Source organism: Methyloversatilis discipulorum, from assembly GCF_000527135.1.
Lineage (GTDB): Bacteria > Pseudomonadota > Gammaproteobacteria > Burkholderiales > Rhodocyclaceae > Methyloversatilis > Methyloversatilis discipulorum.
Genome location: NZ_AZUP01000001.1, coordinates 3,094,918 through 3,119,656, shown reverse-complemented (window position 1 = coordinate 3,119,656; position 24,739 = coordinate 3,094,918). Strand labels below are relative to the sequence as shown.

The 24,739-nt window shown below is 64.2% G+C and carries 23 protein-coding genes; 9 read left to right on the top strand and 14 right to left on the bottom strand.

Features of this window, described 5'->3' with window-relative positions:
• Positions 1–104: 104 nt before the first annotated feature.
• The 4 genes from METFAM1_RS0114515 to METFAM1_RS0114500 all read right to left on the bottom strand — a co-directional run bounded on the left by METFAM1_RS0114515 (position 105) and on the right by METFAM1_RS0114500 (position 4,003).
• Entirely contained in the window at positions 105–1,289 is a 1,185-nt protein-coding gene (locus tag METFAM1_RS0114515) for a nidogen-like domain-containing protein (RefSeq protein WP_019916087.1), read from the bottom strand.
• Between the two features lie 243 nt (positions 1,290–1,532).
• Positions 1,533–2,462, bottom strand: a complete 930-nt coding sequence (locus METFAM1_RS0114510) for an acyl-CoA desaturase (protein WP_019916086.1) — start codon at positions 2,460–2,462, stop codon at positions 1,533–1,535.
• Positions 2,463–2,619: 157 nt separating this feature from the next.
• Positions 2,620–2,949: a c-type cytochrome gene (locus tag METFAM1_RS0114505; protein ID WP_019916085.1), complete on the bottom strand. Its 330-nt coding sequence runs from the start codon at positions 2,947–2,949 to the stop codon at positions 2,620–2,622.
• 178 nt (positions 2,950–3,127) lie between these two features.
• The gene (locus tag METFAM1_RS0114500) at positions 3,128–4,003 is read right to left on the bottom strand and encodes a DMT family transporter (RefSeq protein ID WP_019916084.1); all 876 of its coding nucleotides are present in this window, start codon (positions 4,001–4,003) and stop codon (positions 3,128–3,130) included.
• Between the two features lie 99 nt (positions 4,004–4,102).
• Between METFAM1_RS0114500 and cobT the strand changes: the two genes are divergently transcribed.
• Positions 4,103–5,152 (top strand): nicotinate-nucleotide--dimethylbenzimidazole phosphoribosyltransferase, encoded by a 1,050-nt coding sequence (cobT, locus tag METFAM1_RS0114495; RefSeq protein ID WP_019916083.1) that lies wholly within the window; start codon positions 4,103–4,105, stop codon positions 5,150–5,152.
• A gap of 24 nt (positions 5,153–5,176) precedes the next feature.
• On the top strand, positions 5,177–5,941 hold the full coding sequence (locus tag METFAM1_RS0114490; RefSeq protein WP_019916081.1) for an adenosylcobinamide-GDP ribazoletransferase: 765 nt from the start codon (positions 5,177–5,179) through the stop codon (positions 5,939–5,941).
• A gap of 210 nt (positions 5,942–6,151) precedes the next feature.
• Here the strand turns inward: METFAM1_RS0114490 and METFAM1_RS0114485 are convergent, their stop codons facing one another.
• From METFAM1_RS0114485 to mnmG, 4 genes are read right to left on the bottom strand one after another with little or no spacing between them, the layout of a single operon-like run.
• Positions 6,152–7,009 (bottom strand): ParB/RepB/Spo0J family partition protein, encoded by an 858-nt coding sequence (locus tag METFAM1_RS0114485; protein ID WP_019916080.1) that lies wholly within the window; start codon positions 7,007–7,009, stop codon positions 6,152–6,154.
• Positions 7,010–7,037: 28 nt separating this feature from the next.
• Complete coding sequence (locus tag METFAM1_RS0114480; RefSeq protein WP_019916079.1) at positions 7,038–7,808, bottom strand: ParA family protein; 771 nt, start codon at positions 7,806–7,808, stop codon at positions 7,038–7,040.
• 6 nt (positions 7,809–7,814) lie between these two features.
• Positions 7,815–8,456: a 16S rRNA (guanine(527)-N(7))-methyltransferase RsmG gene (rsmG, locus tag METFAM1_RS0114475; protein ID WP_019916078.1), complete on the bottom strand. Its 642-nt coding sequence runs from the start codon at positions 8,454–8,456 to the stop codon at positions 7,815–7,817.
• A gap of 53 nt (positions 8,457–8,509) precedes the next feature.
• Positions 8,510–10,399 (bottom strand): tRNA uridine-5-carboxymethylaminomethyl(34) synthesis enzyme MnmG, encoded by a 1,890-nt coding sequence (gene mnmG / locus METFAM1_RS0114470; RefSeq protein ID WP_019916077.1) that lies wholly within the window; start codon positions 10,397–10,399, stop codon positions 8,510–8,512.
• A gap of 164 nt (positions 10,400–10,563) precedes the next feature.
• Between mnmG and METFAM1_RS0114465 the strand changes: the two genes are divergently transcribed.
• Positions 10,564–10,869 carry a hypothetical protein gene (locus tag METFAM1_RS0114465; RefSeq protein ID WP_198291407.1) on the top strand — a complete coding sequence of 102 codons (306 nt, stop codon included), beginning with the start codon at positions 10,564–10,566 and terminating at the stop codon, positions 10,867–10,869.
• 33 nt (positions 10,870–10,902) lie between these two features.
• Here the strand turns inward: METFAM1_RS0114465 and METFAM1_RS0114460 are convergent, their stop codons facing one another.
• Entirely contained in the window at positions 10,903–11,667 is a 765-nt protein-coding gene (locus METFAM1_RS0114460; protein ID WP_019916074.1) for a sulfite exporter TauE/SafE family protein, read from the bottom strand.
• Positions 11,668–11,961: 294 nt separating this feature from the next.
• Between METFAM1_RS0114460 and METFAM1_RS20925 the strand changes: the two genes are divergently transcribed.
• Both METFAM1_RS20925 and METFAM1_RS20920 read left to right on the top strand, forming a co-directional pair.
• On the top strand, positions 11,962–12,888 hold the full coding sequence (locus tag METFAM1_RS20925; RefSeq protein ID WP_157256632.1) for a hypothetical protein: 927 nt from the start codon (positions 11,962–11,964) through the stop codon (positions 12,886–12,888).
• Entirely contained in the window at positions 12,885–13,133 is a 249-nt protein-coding gene (locus METFAM1_RS20920; RefSeq protein ID WP_157256631.1) for a hypothetical protein, read from the top strand. The genes METFAM1_RS20925 and METFAM1_RS20920 overlap by 4 nt, the downstream gene beginning before the upstream one ends.
• A gap of 5 nt (positions 13,134–13,138) precedes the next feature.
• On the opposite strand, the gene mnmE is transcribed toward METFAM1_RS20920, so the two are convergent.
• The 5 genes from mnmE to rpmH all read right to left on the bottom strand — a co-directional run bounded on the left by mnmE (position 13,139) and on the right by rpmH (position 17,123).
• Positions 13,139–14,497, bottom strand: coding sequence for a tRNA uridine-5-carboxymethylaminomethyl(34) synthesis GTPase MnmE (gene mnmE / locus METFAM1_RS0114455; RefSeq protein ID WP_019916073.1), 1,359 nt, complete (start codon positions 14,495–14,497; stop codon positions 13,139–13,141).
• 136 nt (positions 14,498–14,633) lie between these two features.
• Complete coding sequence (yidC, locus tag METFAM1_RS0114450) at positions 14,634–16,277, bottom strand: membrane protein insertase YidC (RefSeq protein ID WP_024300722.1); 1,644 nt, start codon at positions 16,275–16,277, stop codon at positions 14,634–14,636.
• Between the two features lie 39 nt (positions 16,278–16,316).
• Positions 16,317–16,526 carry a membrane protein insertion efficiency factor YidD gene (gene yidD, locus METFAM1_RS0114445; RefSeq protein ID WP_019916071.1) on the bottom strand — a complete coding sequence of 70 codons (210 nt, stop codon included), beginning with the start codon at positions 16,524–16,526 and terminating at the stop codon, positions 16,317–16,319.
• Positions 16,523–16,918 (bottom strand): ribonuclease P protein component, encoded by a 396-nt coding sequence (gene rnpA / locus METFAM1_RS0114440; RefSeq protein WP_081627160.1) that lies wholly within the window; start codon positions 16,916–16,918, stop codon positions 16,523–16,525. The genes yidD and rnpA overlap by 4 nt, the downstream gene beginning before the upstream one ends.
• Positions 16,919–16,988: 70 nt before the next feature.
• Entirely contained in the window at positions 16,989–17,123 is a 135-nt protein-coding gene (gene rpmH, locus METFAM1_RS0114435; RefSeq protein WP_019916069.1) for a 50S ribosomal protein L34, read from the bottom strand.
• A 372-nt stretch (positions 17,124–17,495) separates the two neighbouring features.
• Here rpmH and dnaA point away from each other — a divergent pair, with 372 nt between their 5' ends.
• From dnaA to METFAM1_RS0114415, 4 genes are all read left to right on the top strand, one after another.
• A complete protein-coding gene (gene dnaA / locus METFAM1_RS0114430) occupies positions 17,496–18,944 on the top strand; it encodes a chromosomal replication initiator protein DnaA (RefSeq protein ID WP_232419881.1) in 1,449 nt (482 codons plus the stop codon).
• Between the two features lie 247 nt (positions 18,945–19,191).
• Positions 19,192–20,292: a DNA polymerase III subunit beta gene (dnaN, locus tag METFAM1_RS0114425; protein WP_019916067.1), complete on the top strand. Its 1,101-nt coding sequence runs from the start codon at positions 19,192–19,194 to the stop codon at positions 20,290–20,292.
• A gap of 94 nt (positions 20,293–20,386) precedes the next feature.
• Positions 20,387–22,867, top strand: a complete 2,481-nt coding sequence (gene gyrB / locus METFAM1_RS0114420; RefSeq protein ID WP_019916066.1) for a DNA topoisomerase (ATP-hydrolyzing) subunit B — start codon at positions 20,387–20,389, stop codon at positions 22,865–22,867.
• A 401-nt stretch (positions 22,868–23,268) separates the two neighbouring features.
• Positions 23,269–24,738 carry a tyrosinase family protein gene (locus METFAM1_RS0114415; protein WP_029644370.1) on the top strand — a complete coding sequence of 490 codons (1,470 nt, stop codon included), beginning with the start codon at positions 23,269–23,271 and terminating at the stop codon, positions 24,736–24,738.
• Position 24,739 lies beyond the last annotated feature (1 nt).

Here is a 24,739-nt window from a genome sequence, read left to right as displayed (position 1 = left end):
ATTTTGCGGGCGGGCGCGCGGAGCGTCAATTTGCCGGGCCCGAAATGACGACGCCGGCGTGCTGAGGCAGGCCGGCGTCGTCGGGTGACATCGGAAAACCGCGATCAGCGTGCCCGACGGCGGCGCGCCGCGGCGATCAGGCCAAGGCCGGCGAGGAACATGGCGTAGGTTTCCGGCTCCGGCACCGGCACCGTCACGACGATGGGGTTCTGCGACATCGACACCGGGCCGGTCTCGCTGAAGGTCAGGCCGGTCACGAAGGCGGTCGGGTTCAGCGGGTCGAGTGCTGCGCCCTCTTCGATGCCGAGGATGCGGAAGCGGGTGACCGCCTCGTCGAAGGTGAAGGTGACGCCGCCGCTCAGCACGTCGCCACTGGCCACCCAGGCGTCGCCGTTCCACAGCCACAGGTCGTACAGGCCGTCGCCGAAGGTCGGCAGCAGTACCGAGGTGATCGACGGACCGCTGTTGACGATGTAGTCGTAGCCGATGGCGATGTCCGGATCGATGAACACCGGCGTACCGGCGACCACGTTGAAGTCGAAGTTCCAGCCTTCGTCGCTGGCCACCGGCATCAGCGGGTTGGACGCCGACGAACCGGGCAGCTGGCCGTTGCGGATCGCGAACGACCACAGGCCGGCTTCGCCGCCTGCCACGTTGGTGGTGTTCTGCAGGTTCAGCACGTCGCCGGTACGCGAACCGGGCAGCGTCAGGTAGTTGACGCCGTCGCCGGCGTCATAGCCTGCCTGTGCCGGAATGCCGCCCAGGCCGTTGGCACCGTCGCTAGCGTCACCGGTCGTCCACTCCAGGCGCTCGTAGCGGAAGTCGACGTCGAAATTGCCGCCGCCCTGGTTGCGCAGCACCAGCTGGAAACTGTTGGTCTTGTCGGTCGCGGAGCTGTAGTAGCCGACGGCATCCCAGGTGACTGCAAGCGTGTTGGCGTTCGGCGAATGGATCCACACATTGCCGGTGCCGCGCGTGTCGACGTCACCCCAGAAGGGCGCAATCATCGGCTGGCTGGAGATCGGAAAGGGGTCGGGCGTGTAGGTGCCGATCGCCGACAGGAAGCTGATGTTGCCGTTGTTGTTGACGAAGAAATTGCTGAAGGTCTGACCGAAGAAATCGATGTCGAACGGCAGCGGCAGCTGGTTGGTCGAGCCGTCGTCGTTGGCGGCCAGAAACTGCGTACCGTAGCCACGGTCGCCCACGCCGAAGTCGAGCATCGAAACAGCCTGCGCGCCGCCGGACAGCGTGGCGATCAGCGCGGGCAGGAGAAGGGTGCGGAATTTCATCTGTAACGCTCCGGTAATGTTCGTCCGGGCGTCAGCAAGTCATGTGCCAAAACATATGACTTTAGTATTAGTCCTTTCGGATCATCGACCTACGATAGGTGGCGGCGGCACGCCGTTTCAGCGGTGTAAGGCCGGCCGACACGACCGTCCGGAAGTGCCTAGCACAACACCGCTCGAAACGGCCTGATGTGAGCTGAGGCGATGCGTGATGCGGGTCACGGCTGACGCATTGTGCGTGATCGCTCAGCTGCGCACCTTGTCGCCGGCCGGCAGCGGGCTCAGCCCGCCCTCTTCGCGCACGTCGTCCGGCAGACGTTCACGCAGATCGCTGATGATGCCGAGTGCGGCCATCGCCTTCAGGATGTAGAAGGTGACGTCGATTTCGTACCAGGCGAAGCCGGCACGCGCGCTGGCGCCGTAGCGGTGGTGGTTGTTGTGCCAGCCGCCGCCGAAGGTGAGCAACGCCAGCAGCGGGCGGTTCACCGAATCGTCGTCGGTGTCGTAGCGGCGGTAGCCGCCCGGCATGAAGCGGAAGTGACCGACCGAGTTGACCATGGACACCGTCTGGACGCCAAGCGCGGTGGGCAGGAAGAAGCCCCACATCAGCGCCGCACCGCCGCTGACCGTCGGGCCGAAGGCACCGGCCTGCGCCAGCAGCCAGATGAAGAAGGCGCCGGACAGCATGAGCAGCGTGTAGTGCTTGTTCACCCAGAGGATTTCCGGGTAGCGCGCGAAGTCGGGCACGACGTCGAGGTCGGTGTCCTTGTAGCGCTCGCACCAGACCCAGCCGACGTGCGAATGGAACAGGCCATGCTGGCGCGGCGAGATCGGGTCGTCCGGCGTTTCGACGTTCTGGTGGTGGTGGCGATGCACCGACGCCCACCACAACGGACCGTGCTGGCCGCACTGCGAGGCGATCACCGCGAGGATGAACTGCACCGGGCGCGAGCACTTGAAGGCGCGGTGCGAAAAGTAGCGGTGGTAGATGCCTTCGACGCCGAACATGCGCAGCGCGTAGCTGGCCAGCGCCAGCCACACCAGCGGCCAGGTCGGCGGATAGACGAAGGGGGTGGCGATCGCGGCAGCGAACAGGATGACGTAGCGCACCCGTGTCTGGTTGATCGACTCGGTGACCTGCTTGCCGTACTGGGTGCGGGACGCTGTTGCGCTCATGCTCGACCTTCTCCGGGAATGGGGATGCCCGGCGCGAGTCTAGCAAGCGGGGTATTGCAGCCGATGCGTCGAATACAGCCCGTGCCTGGCCTCAATTCGACCGGTGAACGAAAAAAGCCGGCCATGCGGCCGGCTCTTCCCGTGCGCGACAGACTGCTTACTTGGCGCCGCCGAGCACCCAGGCAGCCAGCGTCTTGGCGTCGGCGTCCGACAGACCCGGCTGCGCCGGCATCGGCATCGGGCCGCCCCAGGACGGCTTGGTGCCGGCCGGCGTGCCGGCCTTGATGAAGGCGGCGAGCTTGGCTTCGGCGTCCTTCTGGCCGGCGTACTTCTTCGCGACTGCCTGGTAGCCCGGGCCGATCTTCATGTCGGTGCCCTGCGAATGACAGGCCAGACAGCCCTTGGCGGTGGCCAGGTCCTTGCTGGCGAAAGCCGGCGCGCTCACAAGCGCAGCGGCGCAGACGACGGCGGAAATCAGGGTTTTCATGGTGTTCCTCGACGGAGTGGTTGATCCAACGTTCAGTGGGTCGCGGGGCCGGGCAGATCCGGCGCAGGCTCGGCGGCGCGGCCCGCAAGTCTAAGCCAGCCGACAGCGGGTGAACAAGAGTGCGCCGTGCAGCCTGCCCCGGATACAACGGTGGCTCGCCGCCGCACGTTGACCGGGATCAGCGCCCGGACGTTCGCCGCCAGCCGAGGCTGAGTGCCGTACCGACAAGGATGACGACGGTGCTCGCCAGCATGGCCAGCGTCGGCCGTTCGTCGAACAGCAGATGGCCCCACAGCATGGCGAAGGGCGGGATCAGGAAAGTGACGCTGAGCGCCTGCGTCGCCCCCATGCGGCCGACCAGGCGGAAGTACAGCGCATTGGCCAGCGCGGTGGATACCAGACCGAGCACGGCGACCGCCAGCAGCGCGCGGCCGGACGGCAGATGATCGGGCAGCGACGTCAGCGCACACGGCAGCAGCAACAGCGCCCCGACCAGCGAGAATCCGGTCGCCACCGCCGATGCCTCGACATCGTGCAGGCGGCGCTTCACCCACTGCACGCACAGACCGTAGGACGCGGCGCCGGTCAGTCCCAGCGCCACCGCGTCCATGCCCACTCGCAGCGTGCCCACCTCACGCAGCGTGGCCAGCACCGCCACGCCGGCAAAACCGAGCAGCAGACCGAGCTGCTTTGAGCGCGACACCGCCTCGCGCCATACCCACACGCCCAGCAGCGCTGAGAACAGCGGCGAGGTCGCATTCAATACCGCGGCAAACCCGGCGCTGGAGCGCATGACGGTTTCGGCGAACAGTACGAACGGCAGCGCAGTGCTGCCGGCGCCAGCCAGCAGCAGCCAGAACAGCACGCGACCGCGTTCGGGCGGAGCGACCGCCCGCAGCGGCCAGCCGAACACCGCAAGCAAGGCCGCCGATGCCAGCGCGAGGCGCAGCCCGACCGTCAGCGGCAGACCCAGTTCAGGGATGGCGACACGGTAGAGCGCGAAGGACGCGCCCCAGATCAGCGCCAGCAGCAGGAATTCGACACGGGTACGCACGGCGGGGCGAGGTCGAAGCGGGCCGCCATTGTCGCCGGCCGGCGTCCGGTCCGCCAGCCGGCTAAACTGCCGGCCTGCATCTGCCGCCGCCGGAACATCATGACGCCCCGCTTCGACCTCGCACTGCCCGCCCCCGACCTGTCCGCCGTGCTGCAGGCCTGCCTCGACAACAAGACCAAGCCGCTCGGTGCGCTCGGCCGGCTGGAGGCCCTGGCGCTGCAGGTCGGACAGGTGCTGGGTTCGACCGCACCCGAGCCAGGGCAGGCGCACCTGCTGGTGTGCGCCGGCGACCACGGCACGCTGCGCGACGCGCGCGGCCGCGGCCTGTCGGCCTACCCTGCCGACGTGACCTGGCAGATGGTCGAGAACTTCCTCGCCGGCGGCGCCGCCATCAACGTGCTGGCGCGCGAGGGCGGCATGGCGCTGCACATTGCCGACTGCGGCGTGGCGCACGACTTCGGTCCGCGCGACGGCCTGATCGACGCCAAGATGGCGCACGGCACCGCCAGCTGGTTCGACGGCCCGGCGATGACGCCGACGCAGTGCGCGCAGGCGCTCGGGAACGGCGCCCGCATCGCCCGCGACATCGCGGCTGGCGGCGCCCGCGTGCTCGGCTTTGGTGAGATGGGCATCGGCAATACCGCGTCCGCCTCGCTGATCACCCACCTGCTGACCGGCGCTGCGATGGACGACTGCGTCGGCCGCGGCACCGGTCTGGGCGACGCCGCGCTGGCCGACAAGAAACGCGTGCTGGCCGGACTGGCTGCCGGCTATGACGGTCCGCGCGACGCGTTCTCCGTGCTGGCCGCATTCGGCGGCTTCGAGATCGCGACCATGGCCGGCGCCATGCTGGGCGCCGCACAGTCGCGCATGCTGCTGCTGATCGACGGCTTCATCAGCTCGGCCGCTGCGCTGGTCGCGCAGGCGCACGCACCGGCGCTGCGTCACTACTGCGTGTTCTCGCATCGCTCGCAGGAGCGCGGCCACGCCATCCAGCTCGAGCACATGCAGGCGCTGCCGCTGCTCGATCTCGACCTGCGCCTCGGCGAAGGCACCGGTGCCGCGTTGGCCTGGCCGCTGGTGCGCGCGGCCGCCGCCATCCTGCGCGACATGGCCAGTTTCGAATCGGCCGGGGTGTCGAAGGCGTGAGCGGCGGACAGCGGTGACGCAGCGATGATCCGCCGCGAACTCGAACTGTTCTTCAACGCGCTGCGCTTCTTCACGCGGCTGCCGGTGCCGGCCTGGGTGGGCTGGTCCACAGACCTGATGAACGCCAGCGCGCGCTGGTTTCCGGCGGTCGGCTGGCTGGTCGGCGCCGTCGGCGCCGCCGTGCTGTGGACCACCGGACAGCTGCTGCCGGCGGCACTCGCCGCAGTGCTGTCCACCGCTGCGACGATAAGGCTGACCGGCGCCTTCCACGAGGACGGCTGGGGCGACGTGTGCGACGGCTTCGGCGGTGGCTGGTCGCGCGAACAGATCCTGACCATCATGAAGGACTCGCGCATCGGTGCCTACGGCGCGATCGGCATCGTGCTCATGCTGGCCGGCAAGCTGGCGGCGCTGTCCGCACTGCCGCTGGCGAGCGCGGTCATAGCACTCCTGGTCGCGCACCCGCTGTCGCGGCTGTGCGCGACCGCATTGATCTACCTGATGCGCTACGCCCGCGACGAGGACCCGGACGGCGTATCGCGCGCCAAGCCGCTGGCGGTGAAGCTGTCGGGCGGCGGCATGCTGTGGGCAGCACTGTGCGGTCTGGCACCGCTGTCACTGCTCGCACCGGTACAGATTGTCGCAGTGATCGCGCTCGCGCTGCTCGTCACCGTCGTCGCGGCCCGCCACTTCCAGCGCCGCATCGGCGGCTACACCGGCGACTGCCTGGGCGCCGTGCAGCAACTGGCGGAGCTGGCGGTATATGTCGCGCTGTGCGCGCGGATCTGACCGCGGTTCGGCCTGGTGGTGGTGAGCTTGCTCGCCCGAGTAGCCTGAACCGAAGCTTGCGGCCCGTCGCCGCCCTGTCGCGGCCAAGGCCGCTCCCACAGGAGCGGGCGCCCGATTCACGGCTGGAGCCAGTTTTTGTGGGAGCGAGCTTGCTCGCGATAACCGCCTGCATCGAAGCCCGCGGACCAAGGCCGCGCTGACGAGCTTGCGTCAGCCGCGCAGCCGCGCGATCAGGCCATCCAGCTGGTCGAGGTCGTTGAAGCGGATGACCAGCTTGCCGGCGCCGCGCGCGTTGGCGGCGATCGCCACCGGTGCGCCGACGATGTCAGACAGTTCCTCTTCCAGTCGAGCCAGATCGCGCGAAGGTTCGGCTTTTGCCTTGGTACCCTGTTCGGCCAGACCGCCGCGCGCCACCAGCTTTTCGGTGTCGCGCACGGTCAGGCCCTGGGCGACGACACGGTTGGCGAAGGCTATCTGATCGGCCTTGGGCAGGCTCAACAGCGCGCGCGCGTGGCCCATATCGAGGTCGCCGGTCACCAGCTGTTCCTGCACCGGTTCGGCCAGCTGCAGCAGGCGCAGCAGATTGGTGGTGGCCGAGCGCGAACGGCCGATGGCGTTGGCCGCCTGTTCGTGCGTCATGCCGAATTCGTCGATCAGGCGCTGCACGCCGGCCGCCTCTTCCAGCGGATTCAGATCCTCGCGCTGGATGTTCTCGATCAGGCTCATCGCCAGCGCGGCGTCATCCGGAATGTCGCGCACCAGCGTCGGCACTTCACTCAGGCCGGCCAGCTGCGCCGCGCGCCAGCGTCGCTCGCCGGCGATGATTTCGAAGCGCCCGCCGCCGACGCTGCGCACGATGATGGGCTGCATGATGCCCTGCGACTTGATCGACTCCGCCAGCTCTTCGAGCGAGCCCGGATCCATGCGGGTGCGCGGCTGGTACTTGCCCGGCTGCAGCACGCCGACTTCCAGCGTGCGCAGTTCGCCCGAATTGCCGGATTCACCGGTGTTGCCGGCCAGCAGCGCATCGAGGCCGCGGCCGAGGCCCTTGAGTTTGGGAGGAGTCATGGCGTTCGGTATTGTTGTCGTGGGTCGATCAGAAGCTCTTCACGCGCTCGATCATTTCCTGTGCGAAGGCGCTGTAGGCCTGCGCGCCCTTGGCGTTCTTGTCGAACAGCACACCGGGAATGCCGTAGCTGGGCGCTTCGGCCAGCCGCACATTGCGCGGCACCAGCGTACGGAACACCTTGTCGCCGAAATGCGATTCGAGCTGGCCGGACACCTGCTGCGACAGCGTGCTGCGCGGGTCGAACATGACGCGCAGCAGGCCGATGATTTTCAGGTCGCGGTTCAGGTTGGCGTGCACCTTCTTGATCGTGTTCACCAAGTCGGACAGACCTTCGAGCGCGTAGTACTCGCACTGCATCGGGATGATGACGCCGTGCGCCGCGCACAGGCCATTCAGCGTGAGGAGGCTGAGGCTGGGCGGGCAGTCGATCAGCACGAAGTCGTAATCGGCTGCGTGCTCGGCAATCGCCTTTTTCAATCGATTTTCCCGATTCTCCAGCCCGACCAGTTCGACTTCGGCGCCGGCCAGATCGCGGTTAGCCGGCAGCACATCCAGCCCGGCATGCGGACTGGTCACGCGCGCGTCGGCCAGCGAAGACAGGCCAACCAGCACCTGATAGACGCTGGACTTGAGCGTGCGCTTGTCGACGCCGGCGCCCATCGTGGCGTTGCCCTGCGGATCGAGGTCAACCAGCAGCGTGCGCTGGCCGGCCTGACCGAGCGCGGCGGCGAGGTTCACGCTGGTGGTGGTCTTGCCCACCCCGCCCTTCTGGTTGGCGACTGCGAAGATGTACGGCATGCCGGCTCAGCCGTCCGACTGAAGTTCGCGCGCGAGCCACAGCAGGTGGCGCGCACCCTCGACACCGGGCACCTGCAGCTCTTCCGAGCGCAGCAATGCCCAGCCCTTCGGGATCGCGCGCACTTCCTCGTCCGGGTAGACGCCCTTCATCGCCAGCATGTGGCCACCCGGCTTCAGCAGATGGCCAGCCACCTTGATGAAGTCGGCGAGGTCGCCGAAAGCGCGCGAAATGATGAAGTCGCACCCTTCCGGCAACGTCACCTGCTCGGCACGCGCCGTCTGTACGTCGAAATTCTCCAGGCCGAGGTCGATGCGCACCTGCTGCTGGAAGGACGCCTTTTTCGAGTTCGGCTCGATCGACACCACGTCCAGATCGCTGCGGGCGATGGCCAGCGGAATGCCGGGCACACCGCCACCCGAGCCGATGTCGGCCAGCTTCGCGCCTTCCGGCAGGAAGCGTTCGACCGACAGCGCGTCGAGCAGGTGGTGGGTGAGCATGCGGGATTCTTCGCGTATCGCGGTCAGGTTGTAGACCGCGTTCCACTTGGCCATCAGCGCGATGTAGCGCAGCAGACGGGTACGGGCTGTCGCGGTGAGCGGCAGGTCAAGTGCGGCAAGGCCGGCGTCGAGTTCGGTTTGCAAGGTCATGGGCGGATGGTTTCCGGGTGCTTCGAATCTGTCCGGCCTGGCGGCCGGGGTGTTCAGGCGGCGCTGCGCACGGCGGCGCGCTTCTTCAGGTACACCAGCAGCAACGAAATTGCCGCCGGCGTGATGCCCTGGATGCGCGACGCCTGGCCCAGCGTTTCCGGCCGGTGCAGCGTGAGCTTCTGCTGCACTTCGCGCGACAGGCCGCCGACCGCAGCGTAGTCGATGTCGTCCGGCAGGCGCGTGTCTTCGGTCGCGCGCAGCTTGTCGACCTCGTTCTGCTGGCGGTCGATATAGCCCTGGTACTTGGCCAGGATGTCGAGCTGTTCGATCGCCTGTGCATGCTCGATCGGCGCCGGCGCGCCGGGCAGCGTCATCAGGGATGCGTAGCTCACGTCGGGGCGGCGCAAAAGGTCGAACAGCGTGTATTCGCGCTCGATCGCCTTGCCCAGCACGCGCTGCGCGTCCTCAGCCGGCAGCGTGTCCGGACGGATCCACGTGGAACGCAGTCGCTGTTCCTCGGCGGCGATGGCGTCGCGCTTGCGGTTGTAGGCATCCCAGCGCTGGTCGTCGATCAGGCCCATGGCGCGGGCGACGTCGGTCAGGCGCAGGTCGGCGTTGTCTTCGCGCAGGCTGAGGCGGTATTCGGCGCGCGACGTGAACATGCGATAGGGCTCGGCCACGCCACGCGTGATCAGGTCGTCGACCAGCACGCCCAGATAGGCTTCGTCGCGGCGCGGGCACCAGGCGTCCAGCCCCTTGGTCTGCCGCGCCGCATTCAGTCCGGCGAGCAGGCCTTGCGCCGCCGCTTCTTCGTAACCGGTGGTGCCGTTGATCTGGCCGGCGAAGAACAGGCCGTCGATCGCCTTGGTTTCGAGCGACGATTTCAGGCCGCGCGGATCGTAGTAGTCGTACTCGATCGCATAGCCCGGGCGCAGGATGTGCGCGTTTTCCAGACCGGGAATGCTGCGCACCAGATCGACCTGCACGTCGAAGGGAAGCGAGGTCGAAATCCCGTTCGGGTACACCTCGTGCGTGGTCAGGCCTTCCGGTTCGAGGAAGATGTTGTGACTGTCGCGGTCAGCGAAGCGGTGGATCTTGTCTTCGATGCTCGGGCAGTAGCGCGGGCCGACACCTTCGATCACGCCGGTGTACATCGGCGAGCGGTCGAGGCCACCGCGGATGATGTCGTGCGTGCGCAGCGTCGTGTGGGTCATCCAGCATGGCAGCTGACGCGGATGCATGTCGCGCGAGCCGATGAAGCTGAACACCGGCACCGGATCGTCGCCCGGCTGCGCCTGCATCACCGAATAGTCGATCGTCCGTCCGTCGATGCGCGGCGGCGTGCCGGTCTTGAGCCGACCCTGAGGCAGCGCCAGCTCTTTCAGCTTTTCCGCCAGACGGATGGCCGGCGGATCCCCTGCCCGACCCGCCGAATGATTCTGCAGGCCGACGTGCACGCGCCCATTCAGGAAGGTGCCGGCGGTCAGCACGACCGCCTTCGCGTGGAAGCGGATGCCCACCTCGGTCACCACACCGGCGACGCGCTCGCCTTCCATGATCAGGTCGGCCGCCGCCTGCTGGAACAGGTCGAGATTCGGTTGATTTTCGAGCCGGCTGCGGATCGCCGCCTTGTAAAGGATGCGGTCCGCCTGGGCGCGCGTGGCGCGCACGGCCGGACCCTTGCTCGCATTGAGAATGCGGAACTGGATGCCGCCCTCGTCGGTGGCCAGCGCCATCGCGCCGCCCAGCGCATCGACCTCCTTCACCAGGTGACCCTTGCCAATACCGCCGATCGACGGATTGCAGGACATCTGGCCAAGCGTTTCGATGTTGTGCGTCAGCAGCAGCGTGCGCGCGCCGACCCGTGCGGCAGCGAGCGCGGCTTCGGTGCCGGCGTGGCCGCCACCGATGACGATCACGTCGTAACGGGTCGGGAAATCCATGTTCGCTGCAATGCAAAAGAAGCCGAAGGGGCTGAATGATACGACCTTGGGCGCGCAACATAAAGGCAGAAAGGTTGACACCGTTTCACTGACTTACAGTTGCTTACGGCGCAAAGTGTTTCCGCAATCTAGCCTTGCAGCGTGTTCCCCACACGAGAATGATCATGAAAGCGCTTGGCACTGCACTGGCTGCACTGACGCTGGCCTTCAGCGGCAACGCGATGGCAGATCGCGACGATCACCGACGCCACGGCTATCACGGTGGTCATCACCACAAGCATGGTGGTCACTGGAAGCACCGCGATCGACACCATCACCACCATCACTACCATGGCCCGAGCGTGCGCTACGGCTACTACCCGGCGCCGGTCTATGCGCCCGCACCCTATTACGGTTACGCGCCACGCCCGCACTACCGTCACCACGATGGCGTGACCATCATCCTGCCACCGGTGCGCATCGGCTTCTGAAGTCGTGATGTTCCACGTGGAACATCACGATGTTCATCCGGCAAAGGTGTCCCACACCAGTCGCGCGATCAGTACCGACACAACGACGATGAATACACGGCGCACGAAAGCTGCGCCGTTCTTTATTGCGAGGTGGGCACCGACCCAGGCGCCCGCGAGATTGGCAACTGCCATCGCCGCAGCCACCTTCACCATGATGGCGCCGACCGGTACGAACCAGGCCAACGCTGCAAGGTTGGTGCTGACGTTCACGACCTTGGCCGCCGCCGATGCGCGCAGGAAATCCCAGGCGTAACAGCGCACGAACAGGAAGATCAGGAAGCTGCCGGTGCCCGGCCCGAAGAAGCCATCGTAGAAACCGATGAGCGCGCCGAGCACCAGCGCGAGTATGGGCTTCGGGCGATGCGCCGCCGCCTCGGCACGAAGCACACCGAAATCCTTCTTCTTCAGCGTATAGGCGAGTACCGCAACCAGCAGCACGATCACGACCGGCCTCAACATCTGCGGCGGGAACATGCCGACCGCCGCCGCGCCGGCGAACGACGCAACGAAGGCGGCAAGCGCTGCGCGCCACAACACCTTCCAGTCCATCTCGACCCGGCCCAGATAGCGGCGCGCGGCAAAGGTCGTCCCGACGATGCTGACCGCCTTGTTGGTGCCGAACAGTGTTGCCGGTGCGGCCCCTGGAAAGACGTTGAACAGCAGCGGCACCTGCACGAGGCCACCGCCGCCGACCATGGCATCGACGAGCCCGGCGAAGAAGGCGCCGGCGCACAGGATGACCAGTTCGGTCAGCATGACGCTTCCTTGCGATGTTTCACGTGAAACACCTCGGCCTCAATTTGCTGAACAATCAATGACGTGATGCTATTCTGCGGCGACATTAGTTAGAACGCTCTCACCAGCATGGTTGATCAAAAGACCGATAAGCTGTCGTCAGAAATTACCGATTACCTGCAGCGAAAGCGGGGAACCAAGGGCGGCCTGACAGAGGCCGCATGCGGCCTTCGCCACAAGACACTCCCCCGAATAATCGGATCCACACAAAGCCTAACGTTCCTCGGTGTAAGCGCACTATTGCTAAGACTGTCCATGTTCCTCGGAACCGCAAGTCTTCCTGTGCTTGTCAGGAAGTTAATTGCACCGAGCAAAGCACAAGCCGCAGATAACGCTCACCCAAACCTCGGGCCATCCGTTGCCAGCAACGATATCGAACACGCTTACAAGCTGCTGGAATCCCTAGACATTGTTGATCTGACCTTGATCGGCCTAATAGCGTTTCTGACCGGTATGCCAAAGCTGATGGATGCAATGGCGAAAGCCCGGGAAACGTCAGTCGATCGCACACCGCACTCCGATCTGGACGCAGCGATCCGCTTCATGCCCAGCCTAGTTGCAGAGCACTCCGGCACCGGGCGAACAGAAGCCCTACGGCACTGTCTCACGGCACTCAAGCTTGAGATTAGCCATCTCATCGGAGAGCGCGCTCACGATTCGGTTACAGAGGTCACGCTTCTTCAGTTCTGCCCACCTGACGGATCGACTATGCAAGTCGTTGCTAGGACAACCACGGAAGCGACACACCGACCATGTGAATCACGAAAGTTCTTCGCTTATCACACTGCGATGACTGGTCGTTGGTTCGCTGAGCACGACTTCCAAGACAAAGAAAACCCGTGCCCGAAGACAAGGCTTACAGTCCTTGGGAGTGAAGCCGTTAATTATCGCAGTGTGCTCTATCTACCGATTTTCACGTCAAAGGAAGAAGTTGGACCTGGACTCCCTGGAGGCCAGCATGGCGCTACGAAACTCGTGGTGGACTACTGCATCGGCGTGATCTGTGTTCATAGCCCCAAGCCATACAGGTTTTGGCGATGGGGCGACCACAGGAAGGTTGCGACTAGTTCATCTCAAACGGGGATGGGAGACTTTGCGTACAAGCGTTCCCTACCCTATATTTCGCTCATTACGCGTCTTATTGAACATGACGCTACCCGAGTACAACTGGGGGTGATATGAGTCAGTTCAACAACGTAGCAAAGCACGGATCCGATGATAGTAAGGATGAAATTGATTCTCTGACCAAGACTATCGAGGATATTGGTTTAGCGCGTTTCATTGGGCGCATCAATGCAGGCGTTGTGGATCCAGATGCTGGACTAACGGCCCTGAATAGCTTCGTCGAAAAGGAAGCAGCCCGTCCGCTGATAAGCCGGGTTGCGCACTTTTTGCTGTGTAAAGAAGATTCTTATAAGAATCAATAGGATACTTACTTTCCAATACAGAAGCGCGAGAAGATTTCGCCGAGCAGATCGTCCGGTGTGAACTCACCGGTAATGTCCCCGAGCGCGCGGTGCGCCAGCCTCAGTTCCTCGGCGAACAGATCGAGCTGGAGCACCTCGCCGGCAATGCAGCGCGCCGCCATATCCAGATGTTCAACCGCCCGATCAAGCGCGTGCAGGTGACGGGTGCGTGCGGCCAGCGCATCCTCAGCCCCGCCGTGCCAGGCGACCCGATCGAGCAGCGCGCGCCGCAGCAGATCGAGACCTTCACCGACGCGCACCGACAGCCAGACCGTCAGCACGCCGGCCTGCTCCTCCGCCCTCGCCTGCTCGCCGGTCAGATCGATCTTGTTGAACACGCGGATGCGGGGAAGACCCGCAGGCAGCGCAGCATCGATCGCCTGGGCTTCGGCATCGAAGCCGCTGCGCGCATCGACCAGATGCACCACCGCGTGTGCGCGTTCGAGCTCGCGCCGGGTGCGGGCGATGCCCGCCTGCTCCACCGGGTCGTCGGTCTCCCGCAGGCCGGCCGTATCGATCACATGCACAGGCACGCCATCGATGGCGACCAGCTCGCGCAAGGTGTCGCGGGTGGTGCCCGCGATGTCGGTGACGATGGCGCGATCCTCACCGGCCAGCGCATTGAGCAGACTGGACTTGCCCACATTGGGCGCACCAGCCAGTACGACGGTCAGCCCTTCGCGCAACACCGCGCCGCAGCGGGCGCGCTCGCGCAAGGCAGTGAGCGCAGCCATGACCTCAGCAAGCTTGTTGCGTGCGCCGGCCTGTTCGAGGAACTCGACATCCTCTTCCGGAAAATCGAGCGTCGCCTCGACGAACATGCGCAGATTGACCAGCGCATCGCCGAGCGCGTGCACGTGGCGCGAGAACTCGCCGTCGAGCGAGCGCATCGCCGAGCGCGCGGCCGAAGTCGTCGTCGCCTCGATCAGATCGGCCACCGCCTCGGCTTGCGCGAGATCGATGCGATCGTTGAGGAATGCGCGTTCGGTGAATTCACCCGGTCGCGCCGGTCGCGCCCCCAGTTCGAAGCAGCGGGAGAGCACCGCCTGCAGCACCGCTGTTCCGCCGTGACCGTGCAGTTCGAGCACATGCTCGCCGGTATAGGACGCCGGCGCCTCGAACCACAGCGCGATGCCATGATCGATGATGGTGCCATCCGCCGCGACGAACTTCGCGAAGGTCGCGTGCCGCGCCTCGGGCAGGCGTCCGAGCATGCCGCGGGCGACCGCCGCCGCCCCCTGCCCGGACACCCTGACCACACCGATGCCACCGCGACCCGGTGCGGTAGCGATGGCGGCAATGGTGTCGGTCGGGCGAGCGGACATGGCGATCGGTCAGGTCAGGTTTTCGGGGCGCTGTCGTGGCGAGGGCGCCGCCCCTGCGGCGATCCGGCCATCATCATCGCCGGAATTCCGCAGGAGCGGCGCCCTCGCCGCAGTACAGCCGTCAGTCAGGCGGATGTCAGGCCTTGGCCGTCTTCCCGCTCTCGATCATGCGCGTGATCTGCCACTGCTGGGCGATCGACAGGATGTTGTTCACCGTCCAGTAGAGCACCAGACCGGCCGGGAAGAACAGGAACATGCCGGTGAAGATGACGGGCAGGAACAGCATCACCTTGGCCTGGATCGGGTCCGGCGGCGTCGGGTTCAGCTTGGTCTGCACGAACATCGTCACGCCCATGATGATGGGCAGCACGAAGTACGGGTCCTTGATCGACAGGTCGGTGATCCAGCCTATCCACGGCGCGTTGCGCATTTCGACGCTGCCCAGCAGCACCCAGTACAGCGCGATGAACACCGGAATCTGGATCAGGATGGGCAGGCAGCCACCGAGCGGGTTGATCTTCTCGGTCTTGTACAGCTCCATCATTTCCTGCTGCATGCGCACGCGGTCGTTGCCGTGGCGCTCCTTGATCTGCTGCATGCGCGGCGTGACCAGGCGCAGCTTGGCCATCGACTTGTAGCTCGCGGCCGACAGCGGGAAGAAGATGGCCTTGATCAGGATGGTGAGCAGGATGATGGCCCAGCCCCAGTTGCCGACCAGCGCGTAAAGCTTTTCCAGCACCCAGTGCATCGGCGAGGCGATGATCTTCAGCCAGCCGTAATCGACCACGTGATCCAGGCCCGGCGCCATCGCGTCGAGGTTGGACTGGATCTGCGGGCCGGCGTACAGCGGTACATCGACGGTGGACGTCGCACCGGCCGCCGCAGCCGGGACCGGCACGATGACGCCGGCCGTGTACAGATTGTCACCGACCTTCTTCGCGAAGAACTCGCGCTCGACGCCAGCAGCCGGTACGAAGGTGCTGACGAAATAGTGCTGCACCAGCGCCACCCAGCCGTCCGGCGCCTTGGTGACGAACTTGGCCTTGCCCTTGTCGATGTCGCTGAAATCGACCTTCTGGTACTTGCCCGCCTCTGTATAGAAGGCTGGGCCGGTGAAAGTGCTCAGCATGCTGGTGCCGGCCGATACCGCCTTGCCGTCACGCAGCAGCTGGAAGTAGGCGTGTGCCGCAACCGGCGCGCTGCCGTTGTTGGCGATTTCGAAGCGGGTGTCGATGCGGTAGCTGCCGCGGGTGAAGGTGAGCACCTTGGTCACCGCCACGCCGTCCGGACCGGCGGCGGTCATGCGCAGTTCGACCTTGTCCTGCCCGTCGGCCAGCTTCAGCTCGCCCTCCGGAAGCTGATACACCGTCTTGTGCGTCGGCATGCCGTCGCCGATCAGACCGCTCTGTGCGTGGTAAAGATTGGCGCCACCGTTGTCCAGCAGCACGAAATTGCCTTCGGACTCGGGACCGGCGTGATGCTTGAGCAGTTCGAGGCGGATGATTGAACCGCCCTCGGCCGACACGTCAGCGATGAACAGATCAGTCACGACACGCGCGGCAGCGGTCTGCGCGACAGCCGTCGTCTGCGGCACGTCGGCCGGTGCGGCGGCGCTGCTGACTGTGGGCACCGGCGCCTGGGCGCCGGCCGACAGCGCAGCCGTCGCGTCGGTCGCCACGGCCGGTGCGGCCGGCGGCTGGTTGAAACGCTGCCAGCCGTCCCACAACATGAACAGCGAAAACAGGAAAACGATCAACAGGGCGGAGCGTTGGGTATCCATCGTCGGAATCGTCTTGAAAGTAATTGAGGGTGTGCGTGCTCAGGGCACCGGGTCGTAACCGCCCGGATTCCATGGATGACAGCGCAGCACGCGGCGCAGCGCGAGCCAGCCGCCGCGCACGCTGCCGTGGCGGTGGATGGCTTCGCTGGCGTATTCGGAACAGCTCGGCATGAAACGACAGTTGCGGCCGAGCATCGGGCTGATGGCGTAACGGTAGACCGCAATCAGTCCGAGCAGCAGGGATTTCATCGTCCGGTCTCCGCGGCAGGCGCTGCGGCGCGTCGCACGCGGCCGAGCAGTGCGTCGATCTCTTCGCGCAACACGCGGCGGTCGAGCACGGCCGGCCGGGCGTTCAGGCGCAGGATGATGTCGAGCGGCTTGAGTTCCGGACGCATGTGGCGGAAAGCTTCGCGCGCCAGGCGCTTGACCAGATTGCGGGTGTTCGCCCGCTTCAGGAAGCGCTTCGCGATCACGACGCCCAGACGAGCGCCATCGCAGCCAGACGGACCGTGATGGATCACGAAATGTCGACTGCGCTGGGTACGCCGCAAAGCAAAAACGGATGAGAACTCATCCGTTTTTCTGAGCCTGTATTCAGGTCGGAAAGCAAAGCGGCCGGCGGGCTGCGCGGCGATCTGCATTCCGGGCCGTGTCTCGGGGTTCACCTTCGGGGGTTCCCCTGCCAACCGGCCGGAAAAACTGCTGTCTGCGTCAGACGGCCAGACGGGCACGGCCCTTGGCACGACGGGCGCGGATGACTGCACGACCACCGCGGGTGCGCATGCGCTCGAGGAAACCGTGGGTGCGGGCGCGGCGGATCTTCGACGGCTGGTAAGTACGCTTCATGGCCTGCTCACTGTGTATTGGCGAAAACGCGCGATTACAGCGTAAAAGGCCCCGCCTGTCAATCGCCGCCAGGCTCCGCGCCGATGTCCAGACGGCACGCCGAAAAAATATTTCGCTGGCGTGAATACGTGATCACAGCGCGAAACGAGCGCCAAGCCGGCCTGCCTTGCGGGTATGCGTCACCGCCTCGGCGGTGGATAAGAGGGCCTGAAGTCGCTAGAATCGAGTCCCTAAAAACAGCACATAAAGCTGCTCCGACCCGGCGCCCCCGATCACGCATCGGTCCACGCGCGTCAAATTCTGGGTCAGGACGCATCCCGCTACGCTGTCCCGCAACCTCACGACATCGACCCGGCGACCACGCAGACCATGATGCAACAGTTTTGGGAAGTCTGCCTCAGCCGCTTCGAACAGGAACTCCCCGCACAGCAGTACCAGACCTGGATCAAGGGTCTGCGCATCGGTCAGAGCGACGACGATTCGCTGGCGCTGGTCGCGCCGAACCGGTTCGTGCTGCAGTGGGTCCGCGAGCGCTATCTGGCGCGTATCGAAGCACTGGGGCTGGAGTATTTCTCCCAGCCGCTGTCGGTCAGGCTCAGCCTGCCCGACCCGGCAACGAAGGCCGCAGCCGCCGACGACACCCCGATGGTCGCTGCCCGCAACGGCACGCCGGCCGACAACGACGGCGAACGTCCGGCCCGTGCCGCACTGCGCGCCGCCGGCGAGCCCGACAGCACGCGCGTTGCCGCGCCGGCACTCATCGTCCGTCCGTCTGCCGGCAACAACGGTGGCGAACGCGACCGTTCACGTCTGAACCAGAGTTTCACCTTCGACAATCTGGTCACCGGCCGCGCCAACGAACTGGCCCGCGCCGCCGCGATACAGGTCGCGCAGAACCCGGGCATGTCCTACAACCCCATCTTCATCTACGGTGGTGTGGGCCTGGGCAAGACCCATCTGGTGCATGCGCTTGGCAACGAGGTGATGAAGCACAATCCGGATGCGGTCATCCGTTATGTGCACGCCGACGACTACTACGCCGACGTAGTGCGCGCCTACCAGCAGAAGAGCTTCGACGCCTTCAAGCGCTACTACCGCTCGCTCGACGTGCTGCTGATCGACGACATCCAGTTCTTCAACAACAAGACGCGCACGCAGGAAGAGTTCTTCTACGCCTTCAATGCGCTGACCGATGCGAAGAAGCAGATCGTCATCACCTGTGACACCTATCCGAAGAACATCCAGGGCGTCGAGGAACGCCTGACGACGCGCTTCGGCTGGGGCCTGACGGTGCAGATCGAGCCGCCCGAGCTGGAAATGCGGGTGGCCATCCTGAAGAAGAAGGCCGAGATGGAACGGGTGAAGGTGGGCGAAGACGTCGCCTTCCTGATCGCCAAGAACATCCGCAGCAATGTGCGCGAGCTCGAAGGGGCGCTGAAGAAAGTGATCGCCTTCGCCCACTTCCACACGCTGCCGATCTCGCTCGAAGTGGCGCGTGAGGCGCTGAAGGACCTGCTCGGTGCGCACAACCGGCAGATCACGCTGGAATTCATCCAGAAGACCGTATCCGACTACTACAAGATCAAGGTGTCGGAGATGTATTCGAAGAAGCGGACGCGCGCGATCGCGCGGCCGCGGCAGGTGGCGATGTGGCTGGCCAAGGAACTGACACCGGAGAGCTATCCGGCCATCGGCGAATCCTTCGGCGGCCGCGACCATACGACCGTGCTGCACGCCTGTCGCACGATCGCCGACCTGCGCCTGAAGGACGAAGTGCTGAACCATGACCTGCACGTGCTGACGCAGACGCTGCGCAAGTAAATAGAGGTCGGTGCAGAAGCTGTTGAAGCTGTATGGATAAACAGGCCGGCAAATCTGTATGAACACTGTGGATAACCAGGGCTTTTTCCACCTGGTCGACTTTCACCCACATTTGTTCATGCGTTGACCAGGCCCTTATACAGACAACGATACATACTGCAGGTCATTGAAGTTCATTGTTTTTTTGATGTTCTCCACAGAAATCGGTCGACGTTAACGGTTTACAGAGGTTTATAAAATGCTCTTAATGAAGATAGAACGCGAACAGCTGCTGCGACCGCTGCAGTCGGTCAGCGGCATCGTCGAGAAGCGTCACACCCTGCCCATCCTGTCCAACGTCCTGATCGAAACCGAGGGCGATGCGCTCACCCTGCTCGCCACCGACATCGAGATCCAGATCCGCACCCGTTCGACCGGCAGCATCAGCGGCGCCCAGCCGGCGGCCCTGACCGTCGCCGCCCGCAAGCTGCAGGACATCCTGCGTGCGCTGCCCGAAGGCCAGGAAGTCAGCCTCGACGCCGACGACCGCAAGCTCACCGTACGTGCCGGCAAGAGCCGCTTCACGCTGCAGACCCTGCCGGCGCAGGACTACCCGCGCATGCAGCTGGCCGACGGCGAAACCGTCAAGCTCAGCCTGTCGCAGAAAAAGCTGAAGCGCCTGCTGTCGCTGGTGCAGTACTCGATGGCCCAGCAGGACATCCGCTACTACCTCAACGGCCTGCTGCTGTCGGTTGGCAACGAGGAACTGCGTCTGGTCGCCACCGACGGTCACCGCCTGGCCTACGTGTCGGAAGCGATGCCCGGCGTGACCGACAAGCTCGACGTCATCCTGCCGCGCAAGACCGTGCTCGAACTGGCCCGTCAGCTGGCCGACATCGACGACCCGGTCGATATCGAACTCGGCTCCAACCAGGCCCGCCTGCGCTTCGGCGCGGTCGAGCTGATTACCAAGCTGATCGACGGCAAGTTCCCCGACTACGAACGCGTCATCCCGAAGGACCACCCGAAGGAACTGATGCTGCAGCGCTCGACCTTCCTGCCCGCACTGCAGCGCGCCGCCATCCTGACCAACGAGAAGTTCAAGGGCGTGCGCGTCGTGCTGTCGGCCGGCACGCTGAAGCTCATCTCCAGCAACGCCGAGCAGGAAGAGGCGGTGGAAGAGCTCGAAGTCGATTACGACGGCGACGGCCTCGACATCGGTTTCAACGTGAGCTACCTGCTCGACGTGCTGAACAACGTCGGCGGCGACACGCTGAGCCTCAGGCTCAACGACGGCAACAGCAGCGCGCTGATCACCCTGCCCGGCACCGACGCCTTCAAGTACGTCGTGATGCCGATGCGCGTGTAAGCCGCGTCGCCCGCACGACCGCCCGGCCTGCGCGCCGGGCTTTCTGCTTTTTTGATGGACCCCGCGCACAGCGTGCGCAGCACCGGAATACGCCATGTCTGACGAAGCACAGAGCCCGAATACACCCAACCCCGACGCTTACGGCGAAGGCAGCATCCAGATCCTCGAAGGTCTGGAAGCCGTCCGCAAGCGGCCGGGCATGTACATCGGCGACACCTCGGACGGCACCGGTCTGCACCACCTGGTGTTCGAAGTGGTCGACAACTCGATCGACGAAGCGCTGGCCGGCCACTGCGACGACATCGTCATCACCATCCACACCGACAACTCGATTTCGGTCACCGACAACGGTCGCGGCATCCCGACCGGCATCAAGTTCGACGACAAGCACGAGCCCAAGCGTTCGGCCGCCGAAATTGCGCTGACCGAGCTGCACGCCGGCGGCAAGTTCAACCAGAACTCGTACAAGGTGTCGGGCGGTCTGCACGGCGTCGGCGTGAGCTGCGTGAACGCGCTGTCGAAGTGGCTGCGCCTCACCGTGCGCCGCGACGGTCAGAAGCACTTCATCGAATTCGAGCGCGGCGTGCCGCTCGACCGTCAGATCGAAGTGCAGAACGGCGTCGAAGTGTCGCCGCTGAAAGTGATCGGCCCGAGCGAGAAGCGCGGCACCGAAGTGCACTTCCTCGCCGACGAAACGATTTTCGAGAACATCGAGTTCCACTACGACATCCTGGCCAAGCGCCTGCGCGAGCTCTCCTTCCTGAACAACGGCGTCAAGATCAAGCTGATCGACCAGCGCAACGCCAAGGAAGAGGACTTCGCCTTCGCTGGCGGCGTAAAGGGCTTCGTCGATTACATCAACCGCAACAAGACAGTGCTGCACCCGAACGTGTTCTACAGCGCCGGCTCGTCGGTGCTGAACGGCGTGCAGATCGACGTCGAAGTGGCGATGCAGTGGAACGACAGCTATGCCGAACAGGTGCTGTGCTTCACCAACAACATTCCGCAGTCCGACGGTGGCACCCACCTGACCGGCCTGCGTGCGGCGATGACCCGCATCATCAACAAGTACATCGAAGAAAACGAGATCGCGAAGAAGGCCAAGGTCGACATCACCGGCGATGACATGCGCGAAGGCCTGGCCTGCGTGCTGTCGGTGAAGATGCCGGATCCGAAATTCGCGTCGCAGACCAAGATGAAGCTGGTGTCGTCGGAAGCGCGTCCGGCGGTCGAGGAAGTGGTGGCGCAGAAGCTCGCCGACTTCCTGCTCGAGCGCCCGAACGACGCCAAGACCATCTGCGGCAAGATCGTCGAAGCCGCGCGTGCGCGCGACGCCGCCCGCAAGGCGCGCGACATGACGCGGCGCAAGGGCGTGCTCGACTCCTTCGGCCTGTCGGGCAAGCTCGCCGACTGCCAGGAGAAGGACCCGGCCAAGGCCGAGCTCTACCTGGTCGAGGGTGACTCCGCCGGCGGCTCCGCCAAGCAGGGCCGCGACCGGAAGTTCCAGGCCATCCTGCCGCTCAAGGGCAAGATCCTGAACGTCGAGAAGGCGCGCTTCGACAAGCTCATTTCCAGCCAGGAAATCGTCACGCTGATCCAGACGCTCGGCACCGGCATCGGCAAGGACGAATACAAGCCGGAAAAGCTGCGCTACCACCGCATCATCATCATGACCGACGCCGACGTCGACGGCGCCCACATCCGCACCCTGCTGCTCACCTTCTTCTACCGCCAGATGCCCGAGCTGGTCGAAGGCGGCCACATCTACATCGCCCAGCCGCCGCTGTACAAGATCAAGCACGGCCGCACCGAGCTGTACGTGAAGGACGACCACGAGCTGAACCAGTACCTGCTCAAGCTCGCCTTCGACGACGCCAGCCTGCTGCCGCGCGCCGGCGCCGAGCCGCTGTCCGGCAGCGCCTTCGAAGAGATGGCGCGCGAATACCTCACCGCCGAAGCCATCGTCGAACGCCTGGCCGAATACGCCGACGGCGAACTGCTGCGCACCCTGCTCGAACACAACATCGCGCTCGACCTGACCGACGAAGCTGCCGCCCGCGCCAGCGCCGCCCGCCTCACCCAATCGCTGCCGGCCAACGTCACGCTGGCCGCCGAGTACAACGACAAGACCGAAAGCTGGCAACTGCGCGTCGAGCGCATGCACCACGGCAACCGCAAGGTCGGCCACGTCGACGTCGAATTCCTGCTGTCCGGCGACTACCAGCGCATCCGCCACGCCGCCGAACTGGTGGCCGGCCTGATCGGCGAAGGCGCCACCGTCAAGCGCGGCGAGAAGTCACAGGAAGTGAAGTCCTTCTCCGAAGCGGCCCGCTGGCTGCTGAACGAAGTCGAACGCAACCTTGGCAAGCAGCGCTACAAAGGCCTGGGCGAAATGAACCCCGAGCAGCTGTGGGAAACCACGATGGACCCCACCGTGCGCCGCCTGCTGAAAGTGCAGATCGACGACGCCATCGCCGCCGACGAAATCTTCACCACGCTGATGGGCGACAACGTCGAACCGCGCAGGGCATTCATCGAGAGCAATGCGTTGAATGCACGGAATATTGACGTGTGATCGTGTGGGATCCCGCCATTGTCTAGATTTTTCCTAAAAGTCTAGATCTCGGAGGGTCGTTCGCAAAAAAAGGCTACTCGTTTAGGGTGGCTTTTTTGATTCCATGGGTCAAGTTCAGCTGGCTTCTACTCGGCCTGACCTGACCGTCGCTGACGGAAATTTTCTGGGGCTCCTTCCCAGGCGAACCCGCCGTTCAGGCGCTACTTTGCCACCGCTGGCAGACCTATCAGATCTTCGACCGCTCCGCATTGGATAGTGCGGCGTCGACTGTTCAATGCTGGTGTGCTCTTTGGACGAAGCGGTGCGGTGCGTCCAATGTCTTCGGGAGTGTCCGTGCTTGCGGATGGGCCGGAAGCTTCCTATGCTTTTCTCATTCTCTATGCGAAGTTCTGGAGGGGGCGATGAGAAGAGTCCGTCACGACGTCAATCAGGGTGGGACAGTCTGGAACGACACCCTGATCTGGTACGCCAAGGCCGTTGAACGCCTTTACGCCCGACCCATTACAGACCGGACCAGTTGGCGCTACCTAGCGGCAATTCATGGCATCGACCAGCTAGGGTGGGTCCAAGCAGGAATCTTAGAGACAAGCGATCCCGTTCCGCCCACCTCTGAGACCACCGAGACGTGGAACCAGTGTCAGCATGGCACTTGGTATTTCCTGCCGTGGCACCGGGGCTATCTTGCGGCGTTTGAGGCGATTGTCGCCAAGGCAGTGAAGGATCTCGGTGGCCCGGACGAGTGGGCCTTGCCCTACTGGAACTACCTAAACGCCTCTGACCCTACTGCGCGGAATATTCCAAAGGCTTTCATGGAGGAGAATTTACCCGATGGATCGCCAAATTTCCTCGCGAAAACGTTTCGAAATGGCGAAATTCGGCTCGGTCCCACGTTGGACGTTCCGCGAGACATCACCCTCGATTGCCAAAGCCAGCATCGATACACAGGCGCTCCGGGCACGCTGAGCTACGGTGGCGGCGAAACTTTATTTTCCCACGGTGGCAACAGGGCCGGTGCCAATGAAGGGAACCCACACAATCTGGTCCACGTCATGGTGGGTGGGATCAAGCCACCTTACGGATTCATGTCTGATCCGAACTATGCTGCCCTCGACCCGATTTTCTGGGTCCATCATTCCAATATCGATCGGCTTTGGGCCGCGTGGCTGACGAGTCCAAAGAGTATCCAAGAAAACAGTGCGGCGTGGCGCGGCGGACCGGTCGGTCGTGGCTTTGTCATGCCGGACACCTACGGACAGCTTGCGTCATTTACACCAGACGAGACACTTTCTGGAGGACCGTTGGAGCCGGCTTACGACAATCTGATAAGCGGAACTGGGATTTCCACGCTCGCTGTCGGGGCTAAGAGCATCACCCTGGAGGTAGCCATGCCCGCCATATCTTCGGATAGCCAGCCACCTGAGTCGCGTGTCCTTGGCTCCAATGCCGAGAAAATCATAGTGGGTCAGACAGCAAGACTGACCACCATTTCGATAGGCGATTTAGACGCCGGCTTATTAGCGGATCTGAAATCGCGTGTGTCGCGACCCCAGCGCTATTTTCTCAACCTGGAAGGAATCCGTGGTGAAGCCCCAAGCGGCGTGCTTAAAGTTACCGTTAGCTCGGAAGGCGGCCAAACACAGATGGCCGACTCGGTTGCGCTTTTCGGCCTAGCGAAGGCTTCTGCAACCGACGGGCCGCACGGTGGAAATGGGCTGGGTGCAACGATAGATATCACCCAAGCTACGCAAGCTATCCTTGCCGCTGAAGGCAACTTGGAAAAGTTGACTGTAAGCATCGAGCAACCTGGCGCTGGCCCCGGGAGTGAGATCATGGTTGAACGTGTGAGTTTGGTGGCGCAGGACGGCGAGTAAT

Coding starts and splice junctions, on each gene's coding strand:
- METFAM1_RS0114515 (WP_019916087.1), bottom strand. CDS start 1,289: ATGAAATTCCGCACCCTTCTCCTGCCCGCGCTGATCGCCACGCTGTCC.
- METFAM1_RS0114510 (WP_019916086.1), bottom strand. CDS start 2,462: ATGAGCGCAACAGCGTCCCGCACCCAGTACGGCAAGCAGGTCACCGAG.
- METFAM1_RS0114505 (WP_019916085.1), bottom strand. CDS start 2,949: ATGAAAACCCTGATTTCCGCCGTCGTCTGCGCCGCTGCGCTTGTGAGC.
- cobT (WP_019916083.1), top strand. CDS start 4,103: ATGACGCCCCGCTTCGACCTCGCACTGCCCGCCCCCGACCTGTCCGCC.
- METFAM1_RS0114490 (WP_019916081.1), top strand. CDS start 5,177: ATGATCCGCCGCGAACTCGAACTGTTCTTCAACGCGCTGCGCTTCTTC.
- METFAM1_RS0114485 (WP_019916080.1), bottom strand. CDS start 7,009: ATGACTCCTCCCAAACTCAAGGGCCTCGGCCGCGGCCTCGATGCGCTG.
- METFAM1_RS0114480 (WP_019916079.1), bottom strand. CDS start 7,808: ATGCCGTACATCTTCGCAGTCGCCAACCAGAAGGGCGGGGTGGGCAAG.
- rsmG (WP_019916078.1), bottom strand. CDS start 8,456: ATGACCTTGCAAACCGAACTCGACGCCGGCCTTGCCGCACTTGACCTG.
- mnmG (WP_019916077.1), bottom strand. CDS start 10,399: ATGGATTTCCCGACCCGTTACGACGTGATCGTCATCGGTGGCGGCCAC.
- METFAM1_RS0114465 (WP_198291407.1), top strand. CDS start 10,564: ATGAAAGCGCTTGGCACTGCACTGGCTGCACTGACGCTGGCCTTCAGC.
- METFAM1_RS0114460 (WP_019916074.1), bottom strand. CDS start 11,667: ATGCTGACCGAACTGGTCATCCTGTGCGCCGGCGCCTTCTTCGCCGGG.
- METFAM1_RS20925 (WP_157256632.1), top strand. CDS start 11,962: ATGTTCCTCGGAACCGCAAGTCTTCCTGTGCTTGTCAGGAAGTTAATT.
- METFAM1_RS20920 (WP_157256631.1), top strand. CDS start 12,885: ATGAGTCAGTTCAACAACGTAGCAAAGCACGGATCCGATGATAGTAAG.
- mnmE (WP_019916073.1), bottom strand. CDS start 14,497: ATGTCCGCTCGCCCGACCGACACCATTGCCGCCATCGCTACCGCACCG.
- yidC (WP_024300722.1), bottom strand. CDS start 16,277: ATGGATACCCAACGCTCCGCCCTGTTGATCGTTTTCCTGTTTTCGCTG.
- yidD (WP_019916071.1), bottom strand. CDS start 16,526: ATGAAATCCCTGCTGCTCGGACTGATTGCGGTCTACCGTTACGCCATC.
- rnpA (WP_081627160.1), bottom strand. CDS start 16,918: ATGCAGATCGCCGCGCAGCCCGCCGGCCGCTTTGCTTTCCGACCTGAA.
- rpmH (WP_019916069.1), bottom strand. CDS start 17,123: ATGAAGCGTACTTACCAGCCGTCGAAGATCCGCCGCGCCCGCACCCAC.
- dnaA (WP_232419881.1), top strand. CDS start 17,496: ATGCAACAGTTTTGGGAAGTCTGCCTCAGCCGCTTCGAACAGGAACTC.
- dnaN (WP_019916067.1), top strand. CDS start 19,192: ATGAAGATAGAACGCGAACAGCTGCTGCGACCGCTGCAGTCGGTCAGC.
- gyrB (WP_019916066.1), top strand. CDS start 20,387: ATGTCTGACGAAGCACAGAGCCCGAATACACCCAACCCCGACGCTTAC.
- METFAM1_RS0114415 (WP_029644370.1), top strand. CDS start 23,269: ATGAGAAGAGTCCGTCACGACGTCAATCAGGGTGGGACAGTCTGGAAC.